The sequence below is a fragment of the Pseudomonas coronafaciens pv. oryzae str. 1_6 genome (assembly GCF_000156995.2).
In the GTDB taxonomy this organism is placed as follows: domain Bacteria; phylum Pseudomonadota; class Gammaproteobacteria; order Pseudomonadales; family Pseudomonadaceae; genus Aquipseudomonas; species Aquipseudomonas tremae.
On the sequence record NZ_CP046035.1, the window covers coordinates 260,832 to 282,625 of the forward strand.

Below are 21,794 nucleotides of genomic sequence, written 5' to 3' on the forward strand. Positions count from 1 at the left end.
AAAATAATCAGGTGAAGAGATGAAGATAAAAGGCATTAGGTGGTGGATGGTGGGCCTGGTCACGGCCGGCCTGGTCGTCAACTACCTCGCACGTAACACGCTGTCCGTCGCAGCGCCGACGCTGATGAGTGAGCTGAGCATTTCCACTGAGCAATACGCGCACATCGTTGTTGCCTGGCAGCTTTGCTATGCCGTTATGCAGCCGGTGGCGGGTTACATCATTGATGCAATAGGCACCAAGATGGGCTTCGCCATTTTCGCGGTGGCCTGGTCTGCAGCCTGTGCGGCGGCAGCGTTCGCAACGGGCTGGCAGAGTCTGGCGATTTTCCGTGGTCTGCTCGGCCTCACCGAAGCTGCCGGCCTGCCTGCCGGCGTGAAGACCACAACCGAGTGGTTCCCGGCCAAAGAGCGTTCGGTCGCCATTGGCTGGTTCAACATCGGCTCGTCGTTCGGTGCATTGCTTGCACCGCCGCTGGTGGTCTGGGCGATTCTGCAAAGTGGCTGGGAGCTGGCGTTTCTGATCGTGGGTGGACTGGGAATAATCTGGAGCGGTGTATGGATGCTGCTGTACAAGCATCCCCGCGATCAAAAGCTGCTGAGCGACACTGAGCGCGATTACATCCTCAGTGGCCAGGAAGCACGCCTGAAGGATGCTCCCGCGCAAAAAGGCAGCTGGAAGCGGCTCTTCAAGAACCGCAACTTCTACGCCATTGCTTCAGCGCGCATCCTCTCCGAGCCTGCCTGGCAAACCTTCAACGCGTGGATTCCGCTGTACCTGATGACGGAGCGCCACATGAACATCAAGGAAGTCGCGATGTTCGCCTGGCTGCCGTTCCTGGCGGCTGATGTCGGCTGCGTGCTGGGCGGTTACCTCAGCCCGCTGTTTCACAAATACTGCAAGGTATCGCTGTTCACTTCCCGCAAGATGGTCATGCTGTTCGGCTGCTCCTGCATGATCGGACCCGCCTGTATTGGCTTGGTCGAGAGCCCTTATACGGCGATCGCATTGCTGTGCATCGGCGGCTTCGCACACCAGACCCTGTCAGGTGCGCTGTACTCGATCACCTCGGATTCGTTCGGCAAAAACGAGGTCGCCACGGCCACCGGCATGGGCGGGATGTTCGGTTTTTTTGGTGCGGCGGCATTCACGATGGTGTTTGGCGTGCTGGTCACCAAAATCGGTTACAGCCCACTATTCGTGGTGCTGGCGGTGTTCGATCTGATCGCTGCGATCGTGGTCTGGAACGTGGCTCGGGAAGTCCCGCAGACCGACGCGTTGGCGATGCCGGAGACCTGCCAGTCAGGCGTGCGTCCTGTGCCGGCGACATGAGGTCCGTCGTATTCCTGTAACCAACGACGAGTAGTCTTTGCTCTGAAAGTGATTTGTTAGGGGCTGTTCCTTGAAGGCAGGGTGCAGTCCCTTTTTTTTTGCCTGTGAATTAATATTCCTTTTGGGAATTAATAAATACCTTCTTATTCCTTAGAGGATTACGCTTCGATCCTTATACTCGCCTTATGAACGCATATGTGCAGGAGGCGAATCCATGCATAAAGAGTCGATCCGGTATCTGATCGTGCCAGGCTGGCAAGGGTCTCCTGATGATCATTGGCAAACCCATTGGCAAAACAGCCTGCCCAACAGCACACGCGTGGAGCAGGCCGACTGGCTCAAACCACGCCGTGAAGACTGGGTGGGCGAATTGCAGCGCACGATTGCGGCCGACAGCACGCCGGTGATCCTGATCGCTCACAGCCTGGGGTGCGTCACGGTCGCGCACTGGGCACAGCTCGCGCCGCTGGAAACGCTACGCCAGGTGCAAGGCGCACTGCTGGTCGCGCCCGCCGATGTCGAGCGCCCTAATTGCCCACCCGCGTTGCGCAACTTCGCCCCGATTCCTGGTGACCTGCTGCCGTTTCCTACACAGATTGTCAGCTCCGACAACGATCCTGCCGTCAGCTCCCAGCGTGCTATCGAAATAGCGCGTCACTGGGGGGCCGAACTCGGCTTTCTGAGTCAGGCCGGGCACATCAACGTCAAGTCCGGCCATAAGCGGTGGGAACAGGGTTTTGCCTATCTCTACAGGCTGCAAAATCGTCTGGAGCAACGCGCGCGCCGTCGCGCATGACCGGACTACCTGTTTATCGGGCCTGTCTGGCCCTGTTTTTTTAACGCGTCAGCCGTCGCAAGGGCTCGCGCGGGAGTGTGTCATGAGCCTTCACGAAACTTTCGGCCAGCCGCTGCTGACCTTTCCCGATGCGGAAAAAAGCCCCCTCAGTATCCGCGCCAAGGCGCTGGTTTTCATCGATCCGCGTTCGCGTCGTCTGCGCGAGGAGATGGAGCAATTGGCGCCTCGTTCGCTGCCTGTTCTGATCCGCGGCGAGTCGGGGACCGGTAAAGAATTGCTGGCACGGCATATTCATCGCGGCAGTGATCGCGCTGGCTTGTTCGTGTCGGTTAACTGCGGAGCGATCAGCCCGACCTATGCCGACGCCGAACTGTTTGGCTACGCAGCCGGAGCCCACACTGGAACCGTCAGCAGCCGGGCAGGATGGTTTGGTTCTGCCAATGGCGGCACCCTGTATCTGGATGAGATCGGCGATTTGCCATTGCCCATTCAGGTCAAGCTGCTCGCCGCGCTCGAAAATCACGAAGTCACCCGTGTAGGCGCACACCAGCCCAGCCCGGTTGATGTACGCCTGGTTGCCGCCACCAGTATCGATCTGGCGCAAGCGGTGGCCGCCGGGAAATTTCACGAGCGGCTTTACCATTATCTCAGCGAAGGGCGGCTAGACCTGCCTGCATTGCGCGAGCAGCCGGGCAACATCCTGCCGCTGGCCGAATACTTTGTCGGCATTTATAGCCAGCGCCTTAACCTGCCAGTGCAACTGATCAGCGAAGACGCGCAACGCACGCTTGAAGCACACAGCTGGCCCGGCAACACTCGCGAGCTGGAGAACGTCATCCACTTTGCCTTGCTGGTCAGCAGCGGCGACGAGATTCAGGCCGAAGACATCAACTTGCCGGACATCGCCACCCCGCTGACGCTGATCGAGCGCCAGGCGCGTCTGCTGCTGCAGAAAGGAAACCGCGAACAGCTTTCCGGGTTACGCAAACTGCTGGAAGCCGTCACTGCACAACTTGACCAAAAGACCGCCTGACAAATCGGTGGCGGGCCCACTCAGACATGCACTGCGCGAAAAAGCATAAGCATTCGCTTAAAAAGTCTTTTCTCGGAATATAAAACATCGGTAATGTCTACATGATGTCGCAGCACTGGATAAGGCTGCGGCAAACCCCTGAATATTAAGGCGCCATCTTTTGATGACGCTCCTGGATCTTGCTAAGGACACCGCATGAAAAAGACGTTTCTGATGACCGCACTGGCGGCAGTATTCTCGATTGGCTTGGCTCATGCCGGCGAAAAGCTGGTGGTCGGCGCGACGCCGGTGCCCCATGCGGAAATCCTTGAACTGATCAAACCAACCCTGGCCAAGGAAGGTGTGGACCTGCAAATCAAGGTCTTCACTGACTACGTACAGCCGAACGTTCAGTTGAGCGAAAAGCGTCTGGACGCCAACTACTTTCAGACCAAGCCATACCTGGATGGCTTCAACAAAGGCAAGGGTACTAATCTGGTGACTGGTGTTGGTGTCCACGTCGAGCCGTTTGGCGGCTATTCCCGAAAGTACAAGAACCTTGCCGATCTGCCTAAAGGCGCAACCATCGCCATCCCAAATGAAGGCAGCAACGCTGGGCGTGCGCTTTTGCTGTTGCAGAAGGGTGGTCTGATCACTCTGAAAGATCCGACCAACGCACTGTCTACCCCGAAAGACATCGCGAGCAACCCGAAGAACTTCAAGTTCCGCGAGCTGGAATCGGCGGTACTGCCGCGCGCACTGGATCAGGTTGATCTTGCGCTGATCAATACCAACTACGCGCTGGAAGCCAAACTCAATCCGAAGAAAGACGCGCTGATCATCGAAGGTGCGGATTCGCCGTACGTGAACTTCCTCGTCACTCGCGAAGATAACGCCCACACCGACGCCATCGAAAAGCTGTCGAAAGCGCTGACCAGCCAGCAAGTCAAAGACTTCATCAACAAGAAGTATGAAGGCGCGGTATTGCCTGCGTTCTGACCCACTGATTATCGCTCCCGCGCTGAGGAACGATAATCTCAACTATTGTGCGACGCTCAGCGTCGCATGCCGTTCTGGATGCTCCGCGTCCGATCTTTTACACACGGAGCGTCACCCACGGCATTCCTACGCTGGAGCGTGAGGAACGATAAGTGCCTGGCTCAAGATCAGCGCTGGCGCATCGCCCCAATCGCCCCACAGTTCCCCGCCATAAACTCCCCCGAAAACGCTTTCTCGACAAAACGTGTCGAGTCCGGCAGAGAGCCGTTCACAGCCCCCGAATGATCCAGTTGCGAATAGTAATGCCATTCAACGCGGTCACCAGCGGCGCACGCATCCTTGACCAGCGCGATCTGGCTGCGGACCGGTGAAACGACATCCTTGCCGCCTGTACCTATAAAAATCGGGATGTCCGACGTCAACGTCGGGTAGGACGACTCGCGGTTCACCTGATCAAGCGCAGCCTCCGGCGAGCGCCTGAAACTGTTGTTGAACGTCAGCCCATCTGCAACAACCTCACGCTCAATGGCATGCAGGCAATCACGCTGACTGACTCCAAACGCAGGCAGTGCACGGTCGCTCAGATAATCAGTGGGCACGAACGACGGGTTGATCAGCCCGGCAGTGCTCAGCCGCAGCAGGTTGTAAGCCAAGGATGGCGTGACCTGATCGCGTGACGTGTCCCGCCCGATAACCCCCGCATACCCTGAAGCCATCGGATAAGGCGTCCCGGTCGCAACTACACCGACAATATTCAACTCCGGTGCGTAGGTTTTCTTGTAGGCCGCCGTCGCAAACGCAGCACGACCGCCCTGCGACTGACCAAACACAACAACCCGCGAAGACAGATTGAAATCCGCCCCCTGAACCGCACGAATGCTGTCCAGAACGCCGTAAGCCAACGGGCTGCTCAGCCCGAATGGATGCAGCCCCGGCGTCCCCAGACCCTCATAGTCAGTGGCCACAATCGCGTAACCGCGCCCGAGCCATTCATTCAGATAGCGCGTGTCGCGACCACTGCGCCCGGCAAAAGAAGGCGCGCAGACATCCGCACTACCAACCGTGCCATGCGCCCACGCCATCAACGGCCATCCACCGTTCGGCGGCGTGCCCTTGGGAGTGAACAGTGCGCCGGAGACTACGACTGGCTGGTTGTTGAGCCCATCGGTGGAGGTATACAAAATACGGACATTCTGGCCAGCATTATCAAGGCTCTGAATGGGCGTCAGTGGCTCGGCGCGCAGCATTCGTCCGGGCGTTGACGGCACTTTATCTGTCCATGCGTAAAACGCGGGAACACCGCCTTCGCCTGGCTGGGTAGCGGCGACAGTTTTCGCGCTAGTGCCTGGTGCTCCGCTACAGCCTGTGAGCAGAGCTATCAGCAAGGCGACCAGAGCGGTCGAGGATCCTGGCGACGAGTACATGAATATTTCTCCGCACGTTCACAGGAGAGGGTGTATCAGTGTCTTCGATAGTAAGCCGATTGAAGTACCAGCGTCACTGAGTGCAGCAGGTCCAGTGCATGAATCGAGCGATGTGAGCAAGCCTGCTATTCTATTCGTACTTTTGAACTAAGACCCTCATATGGATGGATCCTGACATTCGTCGGTGACAAAACACCGGATCCAATACCTTGATTTTTCTTGACAGAAAGTGGGGTTAGGTGTAGATATTTCGCCCGCTGCAATCCGTTTATTAGGCTGTTAAAAATGGATGCGACACGACTAATAATAAAATGGATTTTAAATGATGCCCTATTGTCTCGATCGCCATCTTCTATTCGCTACAGCGCTTCAAAGTCCATAATATCATTGTTGGTATTTGCAGGTCGCGCCGGTAGCGCGAAACAATGTGTTGTACATTGACCTCTAAAATGGACAGGGAGTTACTATGAGAGTAGTGGACAGTTCCGTTCTGAAAAAGTGGTACGACAGCGAGTACAGTGCGTGCAGTAGTGGTACTTTGTTTGGCGAGTTAAGGGAGGAGTTAAAACGGTTTTTATCAAACTTGCCTGATGGTCCTGGTGATGTGCTGGAGCTTGGCTGCGGAGACGGTCGCAACCTCGCGGCTTTGGCGCTTAAAGGCTACAGCCTTAGCGGCGTGGACATGGTTGACAGCACGGTACATAGCCGCCAGCTCAACCCATGGCTAAAGGACATGAATTTTCAGCAAGCGAATATCCTGAACTACACTCCAGCACCTGAAGGTTACGACGTACTGGTGTGTTCTGAAGTGCTCCACTTTTTCACTAAAGATGAGCTTCAACAGGTCATGCCGAAAATAATCGGTGCAGTGAAACCCGGCGGGTATATCGTTCTGGACTTGTTGTCCGACTTGACTCGTTTCTTTCAAGCTACGGGAGAGCCGTTTATCTGGGATAAAGAAGCCGGGCTCTCCATTCAGGACAGCGAGGGCTTTTTTGATCGATGGCTTAGTGGATTCGATATTGTTGATTTTAGTCACTTTTTTGATAATCAAAGTTGGCCACTTACCGACTCCGTAAGCCTGCCAATAGAGCCTTATACTTGGCAAGGTACTTATGTGTCGGTGTGTGCTAAAAAACGTAAGTGATGCCAGGGATGTTTCGCTTAAAAGGAAGTTAAACGATGCAGTTATTTCATCAGGTTATCGCAGATAACGCCAGTCGATATCCGACCAAGCCGGCCATTATTCTAGACGGGCAAGCGACTTCTTATCGGGAATTGCAACAGCGGGTAGATGACATCGCGTCGTTGCTTGCAACGCTCGGTATCCTCCCTGGCGACCGTGTAGGTCTCTATGCGCCTATCTCCATTGACCTGATCGCAAGCTATCTGGGTATGCTGCAAGCCGGAGTGATCACCGCTGCGACTCATCACACCCTCAGCCGTACCAAGCTGATTCATCAACTCAAGCATTCCGGTGCCCGGGTGCTGATCACCGACTGCACTGATGAGTTGCCTGACTTGATCAATGAGGCCGGTCTCGAGCTTGTTTTGCTCACCGTCCCGATTCCAACAGCAATACCTGGGGTTATTCAACTTGCCGAGGCTGTCTCGGGGTACCGCGAGGAAGTGAGCGCCGTAGCCTCATTATTGACCGATGACCCTGAACGCCCCACATCGATATTTTATACCTCGGGATCGACCTTCAATCCGAAAGGCGTACTCGTCAATCACCGCATCATGTTGGCGGCCAGCAGTCGGGTCACGGCTTACCTGGGTAACGAAGCCGATGACCGAATCCTCAGCTATTCAACACTGGCATCGGACTACGGCGTCTATAACGTAATGATGCCGTTGTACGCAGGGGCTACCAGTGTCATTGAGAGCCGGCCTGCAGGTAGTGCAGAAGAAATACTCGCGGTCGTCGAACGCGAGGCGGTGACCGCAATGCATGTCTTTCCTCCGGTATTTTTCCTGCTGGCCAATGCCGGATCTGAGTGGCAGGCACGGGTACCTGCCTTGCGTTATATCTCCAGCAGCGGACAGGCCCTTCATAGCCGTCACATTCAGCGCATTCGCCAGGCGCTGCCTCAGGTGCAGATTTTCTCTAACTACGGACTCACTGAATGCAAGCGCGTGAGCTACCTGCCCCCTGAGGAAATTGATCGCCGGCCAACATCTGTAGGCAAACCTCTGCCCGGTGTCAGTCTGTACTTGCTGGACGAGCATGACCGGGTGATCGACCAGCCTGGGCAGGTTGGCGAGCTGCTGGTGACAAGCGACTACCTGATGCTTGAGTACTGGGACATGCCTGAAGCGAACGCCAGAGCCTTTGTTCACAATGCTTTCGGTCACTCGCGGCTGTACCGCACGGGCGATCTGTTCAAGCAGGACGAAGAGGGCTATCTCTACTATGTTGCCCGCAAGGACGACGTATTTGCGCGCAATATCTGGAACGTGAACCCGCGGGAGATCGAGCAGTGTCTGGCTTCGCACCCGGCGGTTGCCGAAGTGCTGGTGGTGCCGGTCGCTGACGAGTCGGCCGGGCATGTGCCCAAGGCTTGCATCGTGCTTGATAGCGACCACCGTCAGACCAGCGGACAAACGCTGATCGACTATTGCAAGGCGCATCTGGATTGGCACATGGTCCCGACTCAGTGCGTGTTTCTTGAGGCTCTGCCAAAAACCGATTCGGGCAAGTTTTCCGCCAAAGGACTAATCTGATAGAAGGAGCTATGCCATGAAGACGTCACTCCAGCCAAATGTCGACACGCCCCTCGACCGTGACCTGCAACAGAGTGCGATGTTGAAACTTTCAGGACACTTCCACAGTTTGGCAACAGGTGCCACTCAAGTGCCCTTGCAGTCCCTGGACAGTCATCTACGGTGCGAAATCCAGGACCCGCAGGTCCTTGATTACCACGATCGACTCATCTCGGGTGCCGGGCCATTATTTTCCCACTTTCTGGCCAGCGTGCCCTACATCCTCGAGGAACTGGCCAGAGTCGGCGTTGCGCTGACCCGTTTTGCTCAGCTAAATAGCAGGGAAACAGGTCAAACCTTCAGCCTGTTCGAAGTGGACGCCTTTGACGGAAGTAACGGCCGCGCACTCGCGGGTCATTCGCATGGCTTGATTCAAAGCTTTACGTCCTCTCCGAACGCAGCCAATCAGATTACCTTCAATCGGCATGCCGACCCGGCGTTGTCGTTGTTCTTTGCGCAGTCGGTGTTCAAGGTAACAGGCGCTCTGTTGGCTACCCCCGAATACGATCGCTTCAGGGGGGGATTCGACTTCATCTATGAGATGGCCGCATTCCAGTTCTATACCCGTGACCGCGTTGGCCAGATTTCCCACATCAAGCAATTTCTGAAGCCGGGCGGCCTGGTATTTTTTCTGGAGAAGCTCGATCACCCCGAGCCGGAAGAATACCTTTTGCGGGAGCGGATCAAGGATGAGCTGTTCAAGACCCGCTACTTCAGTGAAGAAGAGATACGCTGGAAGCGCCAGCAGATGCTCGAACACATGCAAAACGGTCAAGTCGCGCTGGAGGTGCTGGTGAGCGCTCTTTGCGCTCGCTTCAAATGTGTGCACCTTCTATGGAGCAGCAGCAACTTCTGTGAGTTCGTTGCCTCGGACGACCCGCAACAGTTAGAACAGTTTCTGGATCTACTGGGCCCGACAGTCCAGCCAGCGGATTTTTGCTTTGAACGTTCGCGTCTTGGCGCCATAGCTCCTTCGCAAAAAGGTGTTGTGGAGTTTGGCGATGCTTGAGCCTGCCGAGCAAGCGCTCCAGCGCAACGTAGTGTTCTTAATGTGTCAGCGGGCGGCCGCGTATCTGCCTTTGTGGCGAGAGCGGGCTGCTGTGGCCGAAAAAAATCGCCGGCTGAGCAGTAGCACATTCGACGAACTGTTTACCGAAGGCTGGCTGGATCTGGTGTCGCCACGCGCGCCTGTCACACGTACGGGTCACTGGCCCACTCTGGTAGAAAGCGCACGGATTGCGGCTCGGGCGTGTGCCTCTACAGGCTGGATGCTGGCGTTGGTGGGTGGTCACGGCTCAATCGCCCGGCGACTGCCCCCCTCCTGCGTAGACCAGCTTTACAGGCATGGTCCACGACAGTTGTTCGCTTCAGCATCTACCAGTACCGATAGCCTGCTGTCCTTTGAGCCAGAAGGTGTTCGGGTTGACGGGCGCTGGCGCTTCAGTTCGGGCATTGAGGATGCTACCTGGTTAATGCTCAACGCCCCCTGCGCTGACCACCCCGAAGCCGCTTGCACCCCGCGCTTTCTGGTGCTGGTCGCCGCCAACGAAGTGGAGAGGCTTCACAGTTGGGACAGCTGCGGCATGGCGGCAACCGGTTCTCACGACGTGCTGCTCCGGCGGTTGTTGGTGCCGCATGACCGCGTCTTCGCGCTGCACGAAGTGTTTGCGCAGGACCCGCTTGCATTGGCGTGCGACTACATCGACAGGTTGCCCCTCGTGCCCTATCTGACCACCTCGATCATTGGCCCGCTACTGGGCTGTGCAGAGGGTGCTCTTGCCGCGTTTGTAGCTGCCTTCAACAGTTCATGGGCGGTAAGTGATCCCCGGATCGCCGAACAGGCTGCTCACTCGGCCGCACAGCTCTACAGCGTCGAGCTGTTGTATGACTCGTTGATCTCCCGGCTGCACGAGGCGGGACTCAGTGACCGGGTTCTGGACGCAGCGCAATTGTTGCAGCTCAAGCGCGACCGCGCCTATCTGGCGCAACAATGCGTGCATGCCGTGCACCGGTTAGTGGAAAGGCTCGGTGCGTCTTCCTTGGTCGCCAGTAACCCGCTTCAGCGTCACTGGCGTGATATCCAGGCGATGGCCGCGCACCGAGACGTGGCCTGGAACGAAACGATGCAGGCCTGTGGCGACGCGATTCTGCGGCCTGCCACTGACAACGCTCAAAAGAATTGAGTTTCCCCCCGTCGGCCACCTCAGAGAGATTTCACATGTTTGTTCGCAACAAAACCGATGTCGAGAACACCCCTTATTTCGTCGAATGGGGCGCCGGAACCAGTCACCGTCTGCTCACTGAACGTGATGCTATGGGCTTTACGCTGTGCCACACCATTGTCCGCGCGGGCACAGAGTCGCTCTTGCATTACCGTAATCATCTTGAGGCGTGCTATTGCATTGGAGGCGAAGGCGAAGTCGAGGACATGCAAGGCAACGTATTTCCGATCCGGCCTGGGGATGTGTATGTGCTTGACCAGCATGATCGGCACTTTCTGCGCGGAGGCAAGGAGCAGGACCTGATACTGGTCAGCGTCTTCAATCCGCCTTTGCGTGGGGACGAGCGACATAACCTCAATGACGGTACGGGATCCGCCTACTGATGTTTCTTCTGGCCGCTATGCCACACTGCTTACTGATAGGAGTTCTCCATGCGTAAGGATTACCTCGCTTTTTTTATCTCGCTTTTTCTATCGAGACTGGCGGATCAGATCCTGTTGTTTATCGTGCCGCTGGTGGTGTTCCAGACCACCAACAGCGCCTCATGGGCCGGGCTGGCTTTCTTTGTCGAATCTTTACCGAGATTTCTCGCGTTTCCGTTGTGCGGTGCCCTGTGCGACAAGTACTCGCCTATCAGAATTCTGCACATCAGTCAGGTCTACCGGGCATTGCTCTGCGTGCTGGCGATGGGGTTCTACGCAATCTTTGGTGGCATTGGATGGCTTGTGGTGCTTTCGGCATTGTGCGGGGTGTTGACCACGCAAGGCATCATGGCTCGCGAAGTGCTCATGCCCCATATCTTTCAGCACTACAGCTACACCAAAACGTTGTCCTATTCCCAGATCGCCGACCAAACGGGGCTGGTGCTCGGGCCTCTGGTGGCGGCTCTGATGCTGGAGGTATGGGCCTGGCACTGGGTGGTGCTCTGGGTCGCCGGATTATTCCTGCTGGCAGACCTGAGTATGTTGGCGTGGCAACGTCTTAGCCGTATTACGCTTGCGGTGTTCGAGCAGCATCAGGACATCTGGCTGCAACCTTTGCGGATTGCTGTTGGGCACATCCGTGGCCTGGCGGAATTGAAAAAGATCATCACGCTGGCGGTAGGGGTCAACCTGATCGTCGGTGTGACGTTGGCGACCTCGGCAGCCATGATGATCGGCGAGTACAGCGCAGGCAAAGACAACTATGCAGGACTGCAGGCGGCGGGTGCGGTGACCACTATCGTGATCCTGTTCTTTCTGGCCCGTGTCGTGCTGCCTCTGCGGGTTCTGGGCGGGGTCGGGTATTCAATGATTGCGATCGGGGCATTTATCAGCGCCCTGAGCCCTAACCTGATCGGCTATGCGGTGGGGTTTCTGTTGATCGTCGGTTTCGACAAGATGTTCAACGTCTACATGCGCACTATCCGGCAGCGGGTGATACCGGCCCAGGACTTCGGCAAGACAGTGGGCGTGATCACGTTGCTGAACAACCTGTCCCAGCCTTTGGCAGGTTTGCTGGTGGCTTTGCTGGCCGCACCCTTGGGCACCCAAAAGGTAATCCTGATACTGGCCGTGCTGACCTCCATGCTCGGGGCAGGCGCAGTGTGGTGGTTTGCAAAGGCCCACGCGCCATTCCCGCCCTCGATGCTTGAGGCTGATCGGGATGCCGGAAAATGAAAAATAGGGCTGACTCCGTTTCGCCGAATCAGGCGAGAGCCGGGGCTGAATCCTTAAAAAAAGCACCGTTTTTGTCCATTACGCAATCCGGGTCAATACCTCCGTGAGCGCTGATCCGTTGGGGGATTCAAACGTCAGGAAATCCCCAATCCTGAAGTGGCGAGAGCTGAGACAGGAATGTTAAGTGCTCGATGGTTTTTACTTTTTGTAAATTTTCTAATTCCATCGGTCCGCCGAGTGCCAAAGCAGGAACGAAACCGTACATTTCATCACTTTTTAGTGGGCCAAGATGACCAAAGGCAGGTTGAAAAAGTCCCTCCAAGTCATTGTGTTCAGGATCAACGAATGAAAAGAAGGCTTTCACGCCAAAGTCAAGTTTTCACCTGTAAATTTAGATGTTCGCCTAAAGTAGCGAGGGCTATATGATGATATAGTTAAACACCATCCGCTTTTTTCGCCCCACACATATAGCTTGCCGAATGCACTACGCGCTATGACACAGTAATTCTCTTTTGGCATATCAACAGCCGTAAGCCAGCTTTTTAATAAGTATTCGTAATTTTGTGGGTTGACAGTCCAGAACGCTCCATTCGCATAGCCACTCCAGCCATATTCCTCCCAGTAGTCTAATAACTGATCGGGAAGTTTATTTTTGTACTTGGCAATGCTTGATACCGGTACTTCATGGCGTTCAATCGCCAGGCCGATTTTTTCGAGGAAAAAAGCATAATGCTCGTCCATTACACGGTCCGTGATAGCAGCGTCACAAAGAAATCCAACTTTTGGTTCCCGAGTTTAAACATCAGGAAATCCCCAATCCTGAGGTGGAGAGATCTGAGATAAAAGCGTAAGGTGCTCAATGGTTTTTACTTTTTGCAGATTTTTTAATTCCACTGGTCCGCCGAGCGCCGATGCGGGTACGAAGCCATACATTTCATCCGCTTTGAGCGGGCCAAGACTTTTTAGCGCGGGCTTGAAAAGGCTGTCTAAGTCATTATGCTCAAGCTGCATTGATGAGAAAAATACTTTAATTCCAAAGTCCAGGTTTTCGCCAGCAAATACTGAGCTGTTGGTAGAGTAGCGTGACATATAGCTGGTTATTGACAAGCTGTCTGCGCTTTTTTCTCCCCAAAGATACAGCTCTCCAAAAGCGCTGCGAGCGATGACGTGGTAGTTGTCACTTTTGAAAGCTTCTATACCTGCAAACCAAGTGTTGAGCAGGCTCTCGTAATCCAGCGGATTCACAGTCCAAAACAGGCCTTCAGCGTATCCGCACCAGCCAAAATCTTCCCAATAATTTAATGGCTGTTCAGGAAGTTTGTTTGTGTACCTGGCAATGCTTGGCGCTGGAGCCAGCTGTCGTTCAACTGCAGGGCCAAATTTCTTGAGAAAAAAGCGAAGTCTTCATCCATCATGCAGTCCGAGCCAGCAGTGTCATAAAGAAAGCCAGTTCATGGTTTCCGAATTTAGACATCAGGAAAACCCCAATCCTGAAGTGGCGAGAGCTGGGATAGAAACTCTAAGTGTTCGAAAACTTTTACTTTCTGTAAGCTTTTCAGCTCCATGGAACCACCAAGGGCTATAGCAGGTACAAATCCATACATTTCGTCACTGTCTAGCCTTCCCAGTTTCTCCAGGGCAGGCTCAAACAGATCTGCAACATTAATGACCTCAGGATTCATTGATAGAAAAAACACTTTAACTCCAAGATCGGATTTGCTTCCCGTAAATGTAGAGTTTCTGGTTGAGTATCTTGACATATAGCTGGTGATGGACAGGCTATAGCCACTTTTCTCTCCCCACACACAAAGCTCTCCGAATGCGCTGCGAGCGATGACGTGGTAGTTGTCACTTTTGAAAGCTTCTATACCTGCAAACCAAGTGTTGAGCAGGCTCTCGTAATCCAGCGGATTCACAGTCCAAAACAGGCCTTCAGCGTATCCGCACCAGCCAAAATCTTCCCAATAATTTAATAGCTGTTCAGGAAGTTTGTTTGTGTACCTGGCAATGCTTGGCGCTGGAACCAGCTGTCGTTCAACTGCAGGGCCAAATTTTTTGAGAAAAAAAGCATAGTGCTCGTCCATCATGCAGTCCAAGCTAGCATTATTACAAAGAAAGCCAATTTCTGGTTCCCGAATTCAAACATCAGGAAATCCCCAGTCCTGAAGTGGAGAGAGCTGAGATAGGAATGTTAAGTGTTCGATGGTTTTTACTTTTTGCAGATTTTTTAATTCCATTGGACCACCGAGTGCCAACGCAGGAACGAAGCCGTACATTTCGTCACTTTTGAGTGGGCCGAGTTTTTCGAGAGCCGGTCTGAATAGATCGTCTAAATCGCTTTCGTCAGGTTTTTTTGACGAGAAAAAAACTTTTATGCCGAAGTCAAGCTTTTCGCCTGTAAATTTAGAGGTTCGTGGAGTGTATCGGGCTAAGTAGCTGTTAATGGTCAGGCAACTACCTTGTCTTTCACCCCACACATAAAGCTTGCCAAAAGCGCTACGGGCTATAACATGATAGTTGTCCTGTTCAAATATATCTGTGCCCACAAGCCATTGTTCAAGTAATTCTTCATAGTCTTGAGGGTTGACCGTCCAGAATATTCCTTGAGCATATCCGCTCCAGCCATGATCTTTCCAGTATTCAAGTAGCTGATTAGGTAGTTTGTTTTTGTACCGATCAATACTTGATGTGGGAACCTCTTGGCGGCTAAATTCTGTGCCGAATTTTTCTAGAAAAAAAGCGAAATCCTCATCCATTTTTAACCCCTTTCTTATCACATCTTTCAAGTTTCGCGTTAATCTTCGTGCTATCACGAATTGACTCAGGAATATCGTTGGCAGCGCTGTCCAATCCGCCTATACGGTTCGACCACTGAGGGCCTATGCTTGAATTGATCCGTTTGTCACCAAAGCCCCCGATAATGTCTTTTCCTCCGGCAAATAAGTCAGGATTATGCAAGGCTGCTAATGTAGACATTTTTTGTGCGGCCAGTAGCTCTGCTTGACTCTCTGCTTCCGATGCACTTATATTTTTTGACCTTAGTTCATCTATGAAGTCTTGTTTTAACTTTTGTCTAAATTCATTGCGTGCATCCCTCGCCACCTTAGGATCCCTTACAACATCGCCATCCGTAAAAGCCTTCCGCCCTTTCAGGTACTCATCCACCGTCAGGTCATTCAGCCCATTTTGCTGAGCTTCTAGCTGGTCATCAAACTCTTTAGCAAGGTTGCGGTGCTTTTCACTTAATCTAAAGCATGGCACCTCATGCTCCGCCATACCCAACGGTTTCTTCGGCTCAGGTTCATCCGCACGTCGATTGGGTGGTGGAGGCGGGGGCGGTGACTCCGGTTTGTCCAGCGCCCCTCTACGAGGGCCGGCGTTTTGCAGGTCGGGGTGTCTTTTCAGGGCTTCTTCGTGCTGGAGCATCCATTGGCCCAGCTTCGCACCTTTTGAACTGGCCTGCATTTCGCTGGCAAGCACGCTTGCATTGCCTCGGCCGCGCGTCAGGTAGGCGACGATGGCGCCCAGTAGCAGTATCACCACTTCTTCGTGGCCTTGGGCGATGTGATAGGCGGCGCGGTCTACAACCTGGGGATCATCGCCGCCGAAGGGGTTGAGGCCAGGCTCGCCACGGGTGCCTTCCCAGGCGACTTTGATGCCGCGCACGTAATGGTCGACAATCTGAGGAAGGCCGTCGACGAAAAATTCGGCGATGGAGGCCAGGCCGAGAATCGCCAAAATCCAGGTGCTGACTTCCAGGCCGATTGCTGCACCCGCTGCGCCAGAAGGAAGCGCGCCGATCCCAAAGAAACCGAAGCCGATCCCCGCGCCTATCGCGCCCCCGACGAGCGTACTGCCCGCGACGATCATGGCCATTTGGCTAACCACGTCTATCAGGTCGTTGATGATGCTGGCGATGTCGATGTCTGCGAAACGCCGCCCAAGTCGGCGGGCCGCTTGCCATTCGGCGCGGATGAATGCGGTTCTGATATTGCTGATACGGCGAAGGTTGAGCTGTAACGTCGAAACAGGCTCATTGTTGGGGCTGCGCTGGAAGCTGGCTCCAGGCTGGTAGCCCATGCTTCGGCTAAAACGTCGTTCTATATCGAACCACGTTGGCACAATGCTCCATAACGGCATTCGGCGTCTCCCTGACTGCTCCGGCTGGTAGGGGCACGATAGAGAAGGCCGATAATGAAGTCAAAGCGACCTGAGGTTTTCTGATGGGTCCTACACGTTGAGTCGCAAAGTCCTGCATGCAGTGCAGCTCTCTAAACTTGCAGAGAGCTGCACAGTTGGGAATTTTCAGTTTTAAAACGCCAACGTCACCCGCGCATTCAGCGTCTGATCAGACGCATCGCTGCTCACTTGTCCGTTGTAGCTCAGCCCTACGCTCAGCGTATCGCTCAACCCCAGATCAACACCTGCGCCGAGTACCGCTGCGCTGCGTGCGATCGGTGCGCCGGAGAGTTCGAAGGTGCTGCCGCCGCTGAACGCTGCACGGCTTTCCGGAGTGACGTCGCCATAAGCTCGACGCCAGCCCAGCGTGGCGTTGGGTTTGACGGCGACGCTGCCGACACTCAGACGCGTGGCTGCGCGAAGGCCGAGGGTACTGAAGGTGATGTGATTATCCTGAGACTTGTTCTCCAGGCTGATCGCGTTGCTGTTTTCATCGAACGCGTCAGTGTCCAGCCGTACGTGTGCGAGGTTGGCGAAGGGTTCGAGCTGCGCGTTACCCATGTCGATGGCGTAACCCAGTTCGCCGAAGACCTGATTGGTCGCCGCTTTGTAATCTTCCTTGAAATGCTCGGACGAGCCCGGCAGGTCCAGCGTGCGTTTGGCTGTCAGTTCATGCCAGGTGCGCACTGCACCGAGGCGCAGGCCCAGTTGGCCCCACTTGGCCCCGGCATAGACACCCAGATGGTAGTTGTCGCTGTCAGTGGAGCCCGTCGCATGGCGCAGGTCGAAGCTGCTGTTGCTGAAACCGGCCATTGCGCCCAGGCGCCAGGTGTCGTCGAGCGGTACGTCAGCGCCGAACAGCAAGCCGCTGGTGTGCGTGTCGAGGCCCGAGACATCGCGGGTGCTTTCAGTCTTGCCGGTAGCACCGATGGCTTGAGTCCAGACCACGCCACGTGAAGCGTCGCCGGCGAGGGTTTGTGTCGAGCTGCCGAAAGCCTGTGCGGACTGCACTTGCTGCATGCGGTCATTCAGGGCGTTGCGCACCAGACGGCTGTCTTCGATCAGCGCAGACTGCGTCGATGCATGCAGCTCGTTGGACAGCGCCTTGAACGTAGCCTGCGCGGTCGACGCATCATCTTGCACCACCTGACGCCAGAGCGCATTGCCAGCGCCAGCGCTGTCCAGGCCTTGCGCGACGGCGCGGGCGTTGTCGGTGGTCGCCAGGCTGGAAAAGCTCTGTGCGTTGCGATCCAGCGTCAACCCGACATCGGTCGCGGTGTAGTTCAATGTAGGCGTAAGGAACGCAAAGTTGGTTTGCACTGCTGTAAACGCGCCGCTCACGCCGCCGGCTGCCGAGATGATCGAGTAACGGCTCGCGGCCAGCCAGCTGCCGCCTTCGACCAGTGACAGCGTGCTGTTATTGATGGTTGCGCGGCCACTGGCGACAATGCGGTCGGCGTTGCCGTTGGCGTCAGACTCTACCTGGTAAGCCGCGCCCTGAGCGAGGTTGACGTTACCGTTCACGTTCAACTGGCCCACCGAATTGCCAGGTGCAACCACGCCGCCCTGAGCAACGTTGATGCCGCCGACCGTGCCATTGCCGCCCAGTGTGGCGCCTTGCTGCACACTGACGATGGAGTTGCCCAGGTTGCCGTTTACCGCCAGGCGACCCGCTTGCACAGTGGTTGCACCCGACAGGCTGTTGTTGCCGGTCAGGTTCAACGAACCGGCACCGCGTTTGATCAACGCACCGCTGCCCGCCAGGGTGTTGGCGAGTGTGTCGTTCGTGGACTGATCGACCACCAGCGTCGCGTTGTCGGTGATCGTTCCACTGCCGAAGGCCTGAGCGTGACCGGTCAGCACGCCGCCGTTGATCACGGTGCCGCCCGAGTAGGTGTTGTTGCCGGTCAGCATCAGATTGCCGGTACCGTTCTTGATCAGCGCGCCGCTGCCGCTGATGTCGTTGCGCCATGCGTCGATGGCGTTGTAGCCGCCAAGGCTGGCATTCATGTTGACCGTGACATTTGAGTTGAACGCCGCGTAACCGTCGCCCGCTGCGTAAAGGTTCAGGCGGCCGTAACCACCAGACTGGTCGATGACTGCATAGCCGGACGAAATCTCGGTGGTCGCCAGAATCTCGCGGCGCTGGCTGGCGTCCAGGTACGGGAAGCGGGTTTCCAGCAGGACTTCAGCGTTGGTCGGCACCACTGGCGCCAGGTTGGTCGGGCCTACCGGATCGAAGCCGTACGTCATGCGCGAGGTGTACAGCGTCTTGTCCTGTGCGTGTTGGGACGTGCGATCGGTAGCCGGGTCGATGCTCGCCATGCAGTTGTTGACGTCGCCGCCGCACTGCGTCGTGAAATAACTCAGTGCCTGCGCACGGGCGTCGGCGCGTAACTGGGCGTTAGCCGGGTTGGACAGGTTGTCGATGGCGAAATAGGTTGCGGTAATGCGCCCGCCCATCACGTCGAAGGGCGAGTGCATGCCGGCTTCGATGCGGTTGTCGCCAATTTCCGAAGCGCGCAGCATCAACTCGCTGAAACGTTCGGGAATCGCGTAGGCCAGTGCGTAGGAAGAAAGATAAGCCGCGTTGGTGTGGCCACTGGGGAAGCCCGAGTCACTGGCTGGCGTGGTGCTTTCGGCCGGGCGCAGGGACGGCGCAACCACGAACGCCAGGTTTTGACCGTCCAGGCTCTGTCGCCACGGGCGTGGGTACAGATAGTGGGATTTGGCCGGTGTGGTGGATGCATCGTTGCGCACAGCACCTACCAGATCGACCACCTTGCCCAGTGCCGAAGTCGAGCTGCCGGCGCCGTTGCCTTTATCGTCGTACTTGACGGTTTTGTTGCTGTCATCGAATTGAGTGATGGTTGTGAAGGCACCCGCGCCGGTCTTGTAGGCTGCACTCAATGAACCCAGACCGCTGATTGCGCTGTAGCTTTGATCGCGGCGGTCGTCAAAATAGGCGGCTGTTTCCTGCGCCAGGGTACGCGAGTTCGCGCGATCGACCACGATCTGCAGGTTGCGCCGAAGCAGGCTCTGGCCCAGAGCGGTCGGCGTGCCCGTATCCCAGGTTGCACCGGTGGTCCACAAGGTATTGAACCCGGAAAGCAGGTCGACACCGTTTATACGGTTGTCACCTGAACGGCTTGCCGCCTGAACGGATACGGCGAGCAACGAAAGTATCAATGACGACACTATTACATGGGCAACCGGTTTATTGGATCGCATAGCGGGCGCTTCACTCGATTCGGATGAGGCGCCGACCCTAGCAAGCAGTTCTGACACTTCGATGTAACTGTCATGACACATTTATGGTGAATCAGGCCTGCGTGAAATGGGTATGAAATATTCAGCGCTATCGATATTCCCTAACGGTATTTAAAAACTCTTTCTTATGCCTATAGAGTTTCTTCTTTCAGTATTGTCTGTTCTGGAGTCGGAGTTCTCATGCCAGCAGCCTCCCTCGCTTCATCGTCCGCTCACATCGCCTCGCAATCGTTTGATGTGCGTCCATTCACCGACAAGGTGGGCGCTGAAGTCGTCGGGCTGGATCTGTCCAGACCTTTAAAGGACGCAGACTTTGCACGTGTGCATCAAGCGCACCTGAATCATCACGTCGTGGTCTTCCGCGACCAGCACATCACGCCGCAACAGCAGATCGATTTCAGCCGTCGCTTTGGCGTGCTGCAGATCCACGTGCTCAAGCAGTTTCTGCTGCCCGATCACCCGGAAATCCTGATCGTCTCCAACATCGTCGAAAACGGTCAGCCGGTAGGTTTGGGCGATGCCGGTAAATACTGGCATTCGGATCTGTCCTATAAAGAACTGCCGAGCCTGGGTTCAATGCTCTACGCCCAGGAACTGCCCAGTGAGGGCGGCGACACGTTGTTCGCGGACATGCACCAGGCGTGGGACACATTGCCGCAACATCTGCGCGATGCCGTTGAAGGCCGCTCGGCGGTTCATAGCTATACCGCGCGCTATGCCGAAGGCCATAACGCCGCTAGCTGGCGGCCGACCCTGACAGCCGAGCAATTGGCTCAGGTGGTCGAGGTCAGTCACCCTATTGTGCGCACTCATCCTGAAAACGGTCGCAAGGCATTGTTTGTCAGCGAGGGTTTCACCACGCGTATTCTCGGCCTGCCTGAAGCTGAAAGCCGGCAGATTCTCGACGAAATCTACGCCCACAGCGTGAAGCCCGAGCACATATACCGGCATCAGTGGCAGCCCGGCGACATGGTGTTCTGGGACAACCGGTCCCTGATTCACCTGGCTGCCGGTTGCCCGGCCCATCTGCGACGCAAGCTGCATCGCACGACCATTCAAGGCTCCGCGCCGTTTTGAGTCAGGAGAGCCTTTCATGAATGCTGTCGCGCAAGGCCACACGGCCAGCACGAGTGCCCAACTGCAACCGGTTGTTCAGCACACCGCCGAACCCTTGCTGCAGGTTCGCGGCGTCAGCCTCGAATACCGCACGCCAGAACGTGTGGTGCGGGCAACGCATCAGGTCAGCTTCGAGGTCGACCCGGCAGATCGCTTCGTGCTGCTTGGTCCATCTGGCTGCGGCAAGTCCACTTTGCTCAAGGCGGTGGCCGGTTTCATTCAGCCCAGCGAAGGCGAGATTCGTCTGGCTGGCAACCAGGTCACCGAGCCCGGTCCGGATCGCATCGTGGTGTTTCAGGAGTTCGACCAGTTGCCGCCTTGGAAAACCGTGATCGAGAACGTCATGTTTCCGCTGCTGGCATCGCGCACCTTGAAGCGCCCCGAGGCGCTGGAGCGCGCACGTTATTACCTGGAAAAGGTGGGCCTCAGCGCATTTGCCGACGCCTATCCACATACCCTGTCCGGTGGCATGAAAGCCCGTGTGGCGATTGCCAGAGCCTTGGCCATGCAGCCGAAAATACTGCTGATGGACGAGCCGTTCGCCGCGCTTGACGCACTGACCCGACGCAAGATGCAGGAAGAGCTGCTGGAGCTGTGGGAGGAGGTGCGTTTCACCTTGCTGTTCGTCACGCATTCCATCGAAGAGGCGCTGGTGGTAGGTAATCGCATCCTGTTGCTGTCGCCGCATCCGGGACGTGTGCGGGCGGAAATCAACAGCCATCAATACGATCTGAAAAGCCTTGGCGGCGTCGGCTTTCAGCAAACCGCCCAGCGTATTCATCGCCTGCTGTTTGACGAAGGTGAGACTGAGCCGGTCGATCGGGAACTGAACTTCCAGGACATCCGGATCGCTTATTGATACGCGCTTCTGCCCGCAGGGGCGTGGGAGCGAGCTTGGTCGCGAAGACGGTAGTTCAGACGATGCATCTTCAGAGAGTGCACCGGCCCTTTCGCGGACAAGTCCGCTCTCACAAAAAAACCGTTTCCCAGAGCGCTGTGTATACGCTTTTTACGACTACCGAGAA

At 55.8% G+C, this 21,794-nt stretch carries 17 protein-coding genes and 2 pseudogenes; 12 read left to right on the forward strand and 7 right to left on the reverse strand.

What is annotated here, in order from left to right:
* Nucleotides 1–46: 46 nt before the first annotated feature.
* The 4 genes from POR16_RS01295 to POR16_RS01310 all read left to right on the forward strand — a co-directional run bounded on the left by POR16_RS01295 (nt 47) and on the right by POR16_RS01310 (nt 4,137).
* Complete coding sequence (locus POR16_RS01295; RefSeq protein WP_024668693.1) at nt 47–1,330, forward strand: MFS transporter; 1,284 nt, start codon at nt 47–49, stop codon at nt 1,328–1,330.
* 214 nt (nt 1,331–1,544) lie between these two features.
* Entirely contained in the window at nt 1,545–2,126 is a 582-nt protein-coding gene (locus POR16_RS01300; protein WP_005888081.1) for an alpha/beta hydrolase, read from the forward strand.
* An 82-nt stretch (nt 2,127–2,208) separates the two neighbouring features.
* Entirely contained in the window at nt 2,209–3,159 is a 951-nt protein-coding gene (locus tag POR16_RS01305) for a sigma 54-interacting transcriptional regulator (RefSeq protein WP_005888083.1), read from the forward strand.
* A 195-nt stretch (nt 3,160–3,354) separates the two neighbouring features.
* The gene (locus tag POR16_RS01310) at nt 3,355–4,137 is read left to right on the forward strand and encodes a MetQ/NlpA family ABC transporter substrate-binding protein (protein WP_005888085.1); all 783 of its coding nucleotides are present in this window, start codon (nt 3,355–3,357) and stop codon (nt 4,135–4,137) included.
* Between the two features lie 167 nt (nt 4,138–4,304).
* Here the strand turns inward: POR16_RS01310 and POR16_RS01320 are convergent, their stop codons facing one another.
* Entirely contained in the window at nt 4,305–5,561 is a 1,257-nt protein-coding gene (locus POR16_RS01320) for a lipase family protein (RefSeq protein WP_024690260.1), read from the reverse strand.
* 466 nt (nt 5,562–6,027) lie between these two features.
* Here POR16_RS01320 and POR16_RS01325 point away from each other — a divergent pair, with 466 nt between their 5' ends.
* From POR16_RS01325 to POR16_RS01350, 6 genes are read left to right on the forward strand one after another with little or no spacing between them, the layout of a single operon-like run.
* Nucleotides 6,028–6,708: a class I SAM-dependent methyltransferase gene (locus tag POR16_RS01325; protein WP_005888089.1), complete on the forward strand. Its 681-nt coding sequence runs from the start codon at nt 6,028–6,030 to the stop codon at nt 6,706–6,708.
* Between the two features lie 35 nt (nt 6,709–6,743).
* Complete coding sequence (locus POR16_RS01330; protein WP_005888090.1) at nt 6,744–8,285, forward strand: class I adenylate-forming enzyme family protein; 1,542 nt, start codon at nt 6,744–6,746, stop codon at nt 8,283–8,285.
* A gap of 16 nt (nt 8,286–8,301) precedes the next feature.
* Nucleotides 8,302–9,333 carry a hypothetical protein gene (locus POR16_RS01335; protein WP_005888092.1) on the forward strand — a complete coding sequence of 344 codons (1,032 nt, stop codon included), beginning with the start codon at nt 8,302–8,304 and terminating at the stop codon, nt 9,331–9,333.
* Nucleotides 9,326–10,507, forward strand: a complete 1,182-nt coding sequence (locus POR16_RS01340) for an acyl-CoA dehydrogenase family protein (RefSeq protein WP_122381202.1) — start codon at nt 9,326–9,328, stop codon at nt 10,505–10,507. Before POR16_RS01335 ends, POR16_RS01340 begins: the two co-directional genes overlap by 8 nt.
* A 35-nt stretch (nt 10,508–10,542) precedes the next feature.
* Nucleotides 10,543–10,929 (forward strand): ectoine synthase, encoded by a 387-nt coding sequence (locus POR16_RS01345; protein ID WP_003403190.1) that lies wholly within the window; start codon nt 10,543–10,545, stop codon nt 10,927–10,929.
* Between the two features lie 48 nt (nt 10,930–10,977).
* The gene (locus POR16_RS01350) at nt 10,978–12,204 is read left to right on the forward strand and encodes an MFS transporter (RefSeq protein ID WP_122381203.1); all 1,227 of its coding nucleotides are present in this window, start codon (nt 10,978–10,980) and stop codon (nt 12,202–12,204) included.
* 127 nt (nt 12,205–12,331) lie between these two features.
* On the opposite strand, the pseudogene POR16_RS01355 reads toward POR16_RS01350, so the two are convergent.
* The 6 genes and pseudogenes from POR16_RS01355 to POR16_RS01380 all read right to left on the reverse strand — a co-directional run bounded on the left by POR16_RS01355 (nt 12,332) and on the right by POR16_RS01380 (nt 19,614).
* Nucleotides 12,332–12,945, reverse strand: a pseudogene (locus POR16_RS01355) (GAD-like domain-containing protein).
* A gap of 54 nt (nt 12,946–12,999) precedes the next feature.
* Nucleotides 13,000–13,616, reverse strand: a pseudogene (locus POR16_RS01360) (GAD-like domain-containing protein).
* 54 nt (nt 13,617–13,670) lie between these two features.
* The gene (locus POR16_RS01365) at nt 13,671–14,288 is read right to left on the reverse strand and encodes a GAD-like domain-containing protein (RefSeq protein ID WP_122381204.1); all 618 of its coding nucleotides are present in this window, start codon (nt 14,286–14,288) and stop codon (nt 13,671–13,673) included.
* Between the two features lie 54 nt (nt 14,289–14,342).
* Nucleotides 14,343–14,960 carry a GAD-like domain-containing protein gene (locus POR16_RS01370; RefSeq protein ID WP_005888101.1) on the reverse strand — a complete coding sequence of 206 codons (618 nt, stop codon included), beginning with the start codon at nt 14,958–14,960 and terminating at the stop codon, nt 14,343–14,345.
* The gene (locus tag POR16_RS01375) at nt 14,953–16,344 is read right to left on the reverse strand and encodes a DUF6861 domain-containing protein (RefSeq protein WP_122379434.1); all 1,392 of its coding nucleotides are present in this window, start codon (nt 16,342–16,344) and stop codon (nt 14,953–14,955) included. Before POR16_RS01375 ends, POR16_RS01370 begins: the two co-directional genes overlap by 8 nt.
* 171 nt (nt 16,345–16,515) lie before the next feature.
* Nucleotides 16,516–19,614 (reverse strand): autotransporter domain-containing protein, encoded by a 3,099-nt coding sequence (locus POR16_RS01380; protein ID WP_042932023.1) that lies wholly within the window; start codon nt 19,612–19,614, stop codon nt 16,516–16,518.
* 219 nt (nt 19,615–19,833) lie between these two features.
* Here POR16_RS01380 and POR16_RS01385 point away from each other — a divergent pair, with 219 nt between their 5' ends.
* Both POR16_RS01385 and POR16_RS01390 read left to right on the forward strand, forming a co-directional pair.
* Nucleotides 19,834–20,730 carry a TauD/TfdA dioxygenase family protein gene (locus POR16_RS01385; protein WP_005888106.1) on the forward strand — a complete coding sequence of 299 codons (897 nt, stop codon included), beginning with the start codon at nt 19,834–19,836 and terminating at the stop codon, nt 20,728–20,730.
* A gap of 16 nt (nt 20,731–20,746) precedes the next feature.
* Nucleotides 20,747–21,628 carry an ABC transporter ATP-binding protein gene (locus POR16_RS01390; protein WP_024668702.1) on the forward strand — a complete coding sequence of 294 codons (882 nt, stop codon included), beginning with the start codon at nt 20,747–20,749 and terminating at the stop codon, nt 21,626–21,628.
* The last annotated feature ends 166 nt before the right edge of the window (nt 21,629–21,794 follow it).

What these genes read in the sequence shown, in the direction of transcription:
- POR16_RS01320 (WP_024690260.1), bottom strand. Translation starts at nt 5,561, where the DNA reads ATGTACTCGTCGCCAGGATCCTCGACCGCTCTGGTCGCCTTGCTGATA.
- POR16_RS01365 (WP_122381204.1), bottom strand. Translation starts at nt 14,288, where the DNA reads ATGGACGAGCACTATGCTTTTTTTCTCAAAAAATTTGGCCCTGCAGTT.
- POR16_RS01350 (WP_122381203.1), top strand. Translation starts at nt 10,978, where the DNA reads ATGCGTAAGGATTACCTCGCTTTTTTTATCTCGCTTTTTCTATCGAGA.
- POR16_RS01370 (WP_005888101.1), bottom strand. Translation starts at nt 14,960, where the DNA reads ATGGATGAGGATTTCGCTTTTTTTCTAGAAAAATTCGGCACAGAATTT.
- POR16_RS01385 (WP_005888106.1), top strand. Translation starts at nt 19,834, where the DNA reads ATGCCAGCAGCCTCCCTCGCTTCATCGTCCGCTCACATCGCCTCGCAA.
- POR16_RS01300 (WP_005888081.1), top strand. Translation starts at nt 1,545, where the DNA reads ATGCATAAAGAGTCGATCCGGTATCTGATCGTGCCAGGCTGGCAAGGG.
- POR16_RS01295 (WP_024668693.1), top strand. Translation starts at nt 47, where the DNA reads ATGGTGGGCCTGGTCACGGCCGGCCTGGTCGTCAACTACCTCGCACGT.
- POR16_RS01305 (WP_005888083.1), top strand. Translation starts at nt 2,209, where the DNA reads ATGAGCCTTCACGAAACTTTCGGCCAGCCGCTGCTGACCTTTCCCGAT.
- POR16_RS01330 (WP_005888090.1), top strand. Translation starts at nt 6,744, where the DNA reads ATGCAGTTATTTCATCAGGTTATCGCAGATAACGCCAGTCGATATCCG.
- POR16_RS01335 (WP_005888092.1), top strand. Translation starts at nt 8,302, where the DNA reads ATGAAGACGTCACTCCAGCCAAATGTCGACACGCCCCTCGACCGTGAC.
- POR16_RS01325 (WP_005888089.1), top strand. Translation starts at nt 6,028, where the DNA reads ATGAGAGTAGTGGACAGTTCCGTTCTGAAAAAGTGGTACGACAGCGAG.
- POR16_RS01310 (WP_005888085.1), top strand. Translation starts at nt 3,355, where the DNA reads ATGAAAAAGACGTTTCTGATGACCGCACTGGCGGCAGTATTCTCGATT.
- POR16_RS01380 (WP_042932023.1), bottom strand. Translation starts at nt 19,614, where the DNA reads ATGCGATCCAATAAACCGGTTGCCCATGTAATAGTGTCGTCATTGATA.
- POR16_RS01345 (WP_003403190.1), top strand. Translation starts at nt 10,543, where the DNA reads ATGTTTGTTCGCAACAAAACCGATGTCGAGAACACCCCTTATTTCGTC.
- POR16_RS01340 (WP_122381202.1), top strand. Translation starts at nt 9,326, where the DNA reads ATGCTTGAGCCTGCCGAGCAAGCGCTCCAGCGCAACGTAGTGTTCTTA.
- POR16_RS01390 (WP_024668702.1), top strand. Translation starts at nt 20,747, where the DNA reads ATGAATGCTGTCGCGCAAGGCCACACGGCCAGCACGAGTGCCCAACTG.
- POR16_RS01375 (WP_122379434.1), bottom strand. Translation starts at nt 16,344, where the DNA reads ATGCCGTTATGGAGCATTGTGCCAACGTGGTTCGATATAGAACGACGT.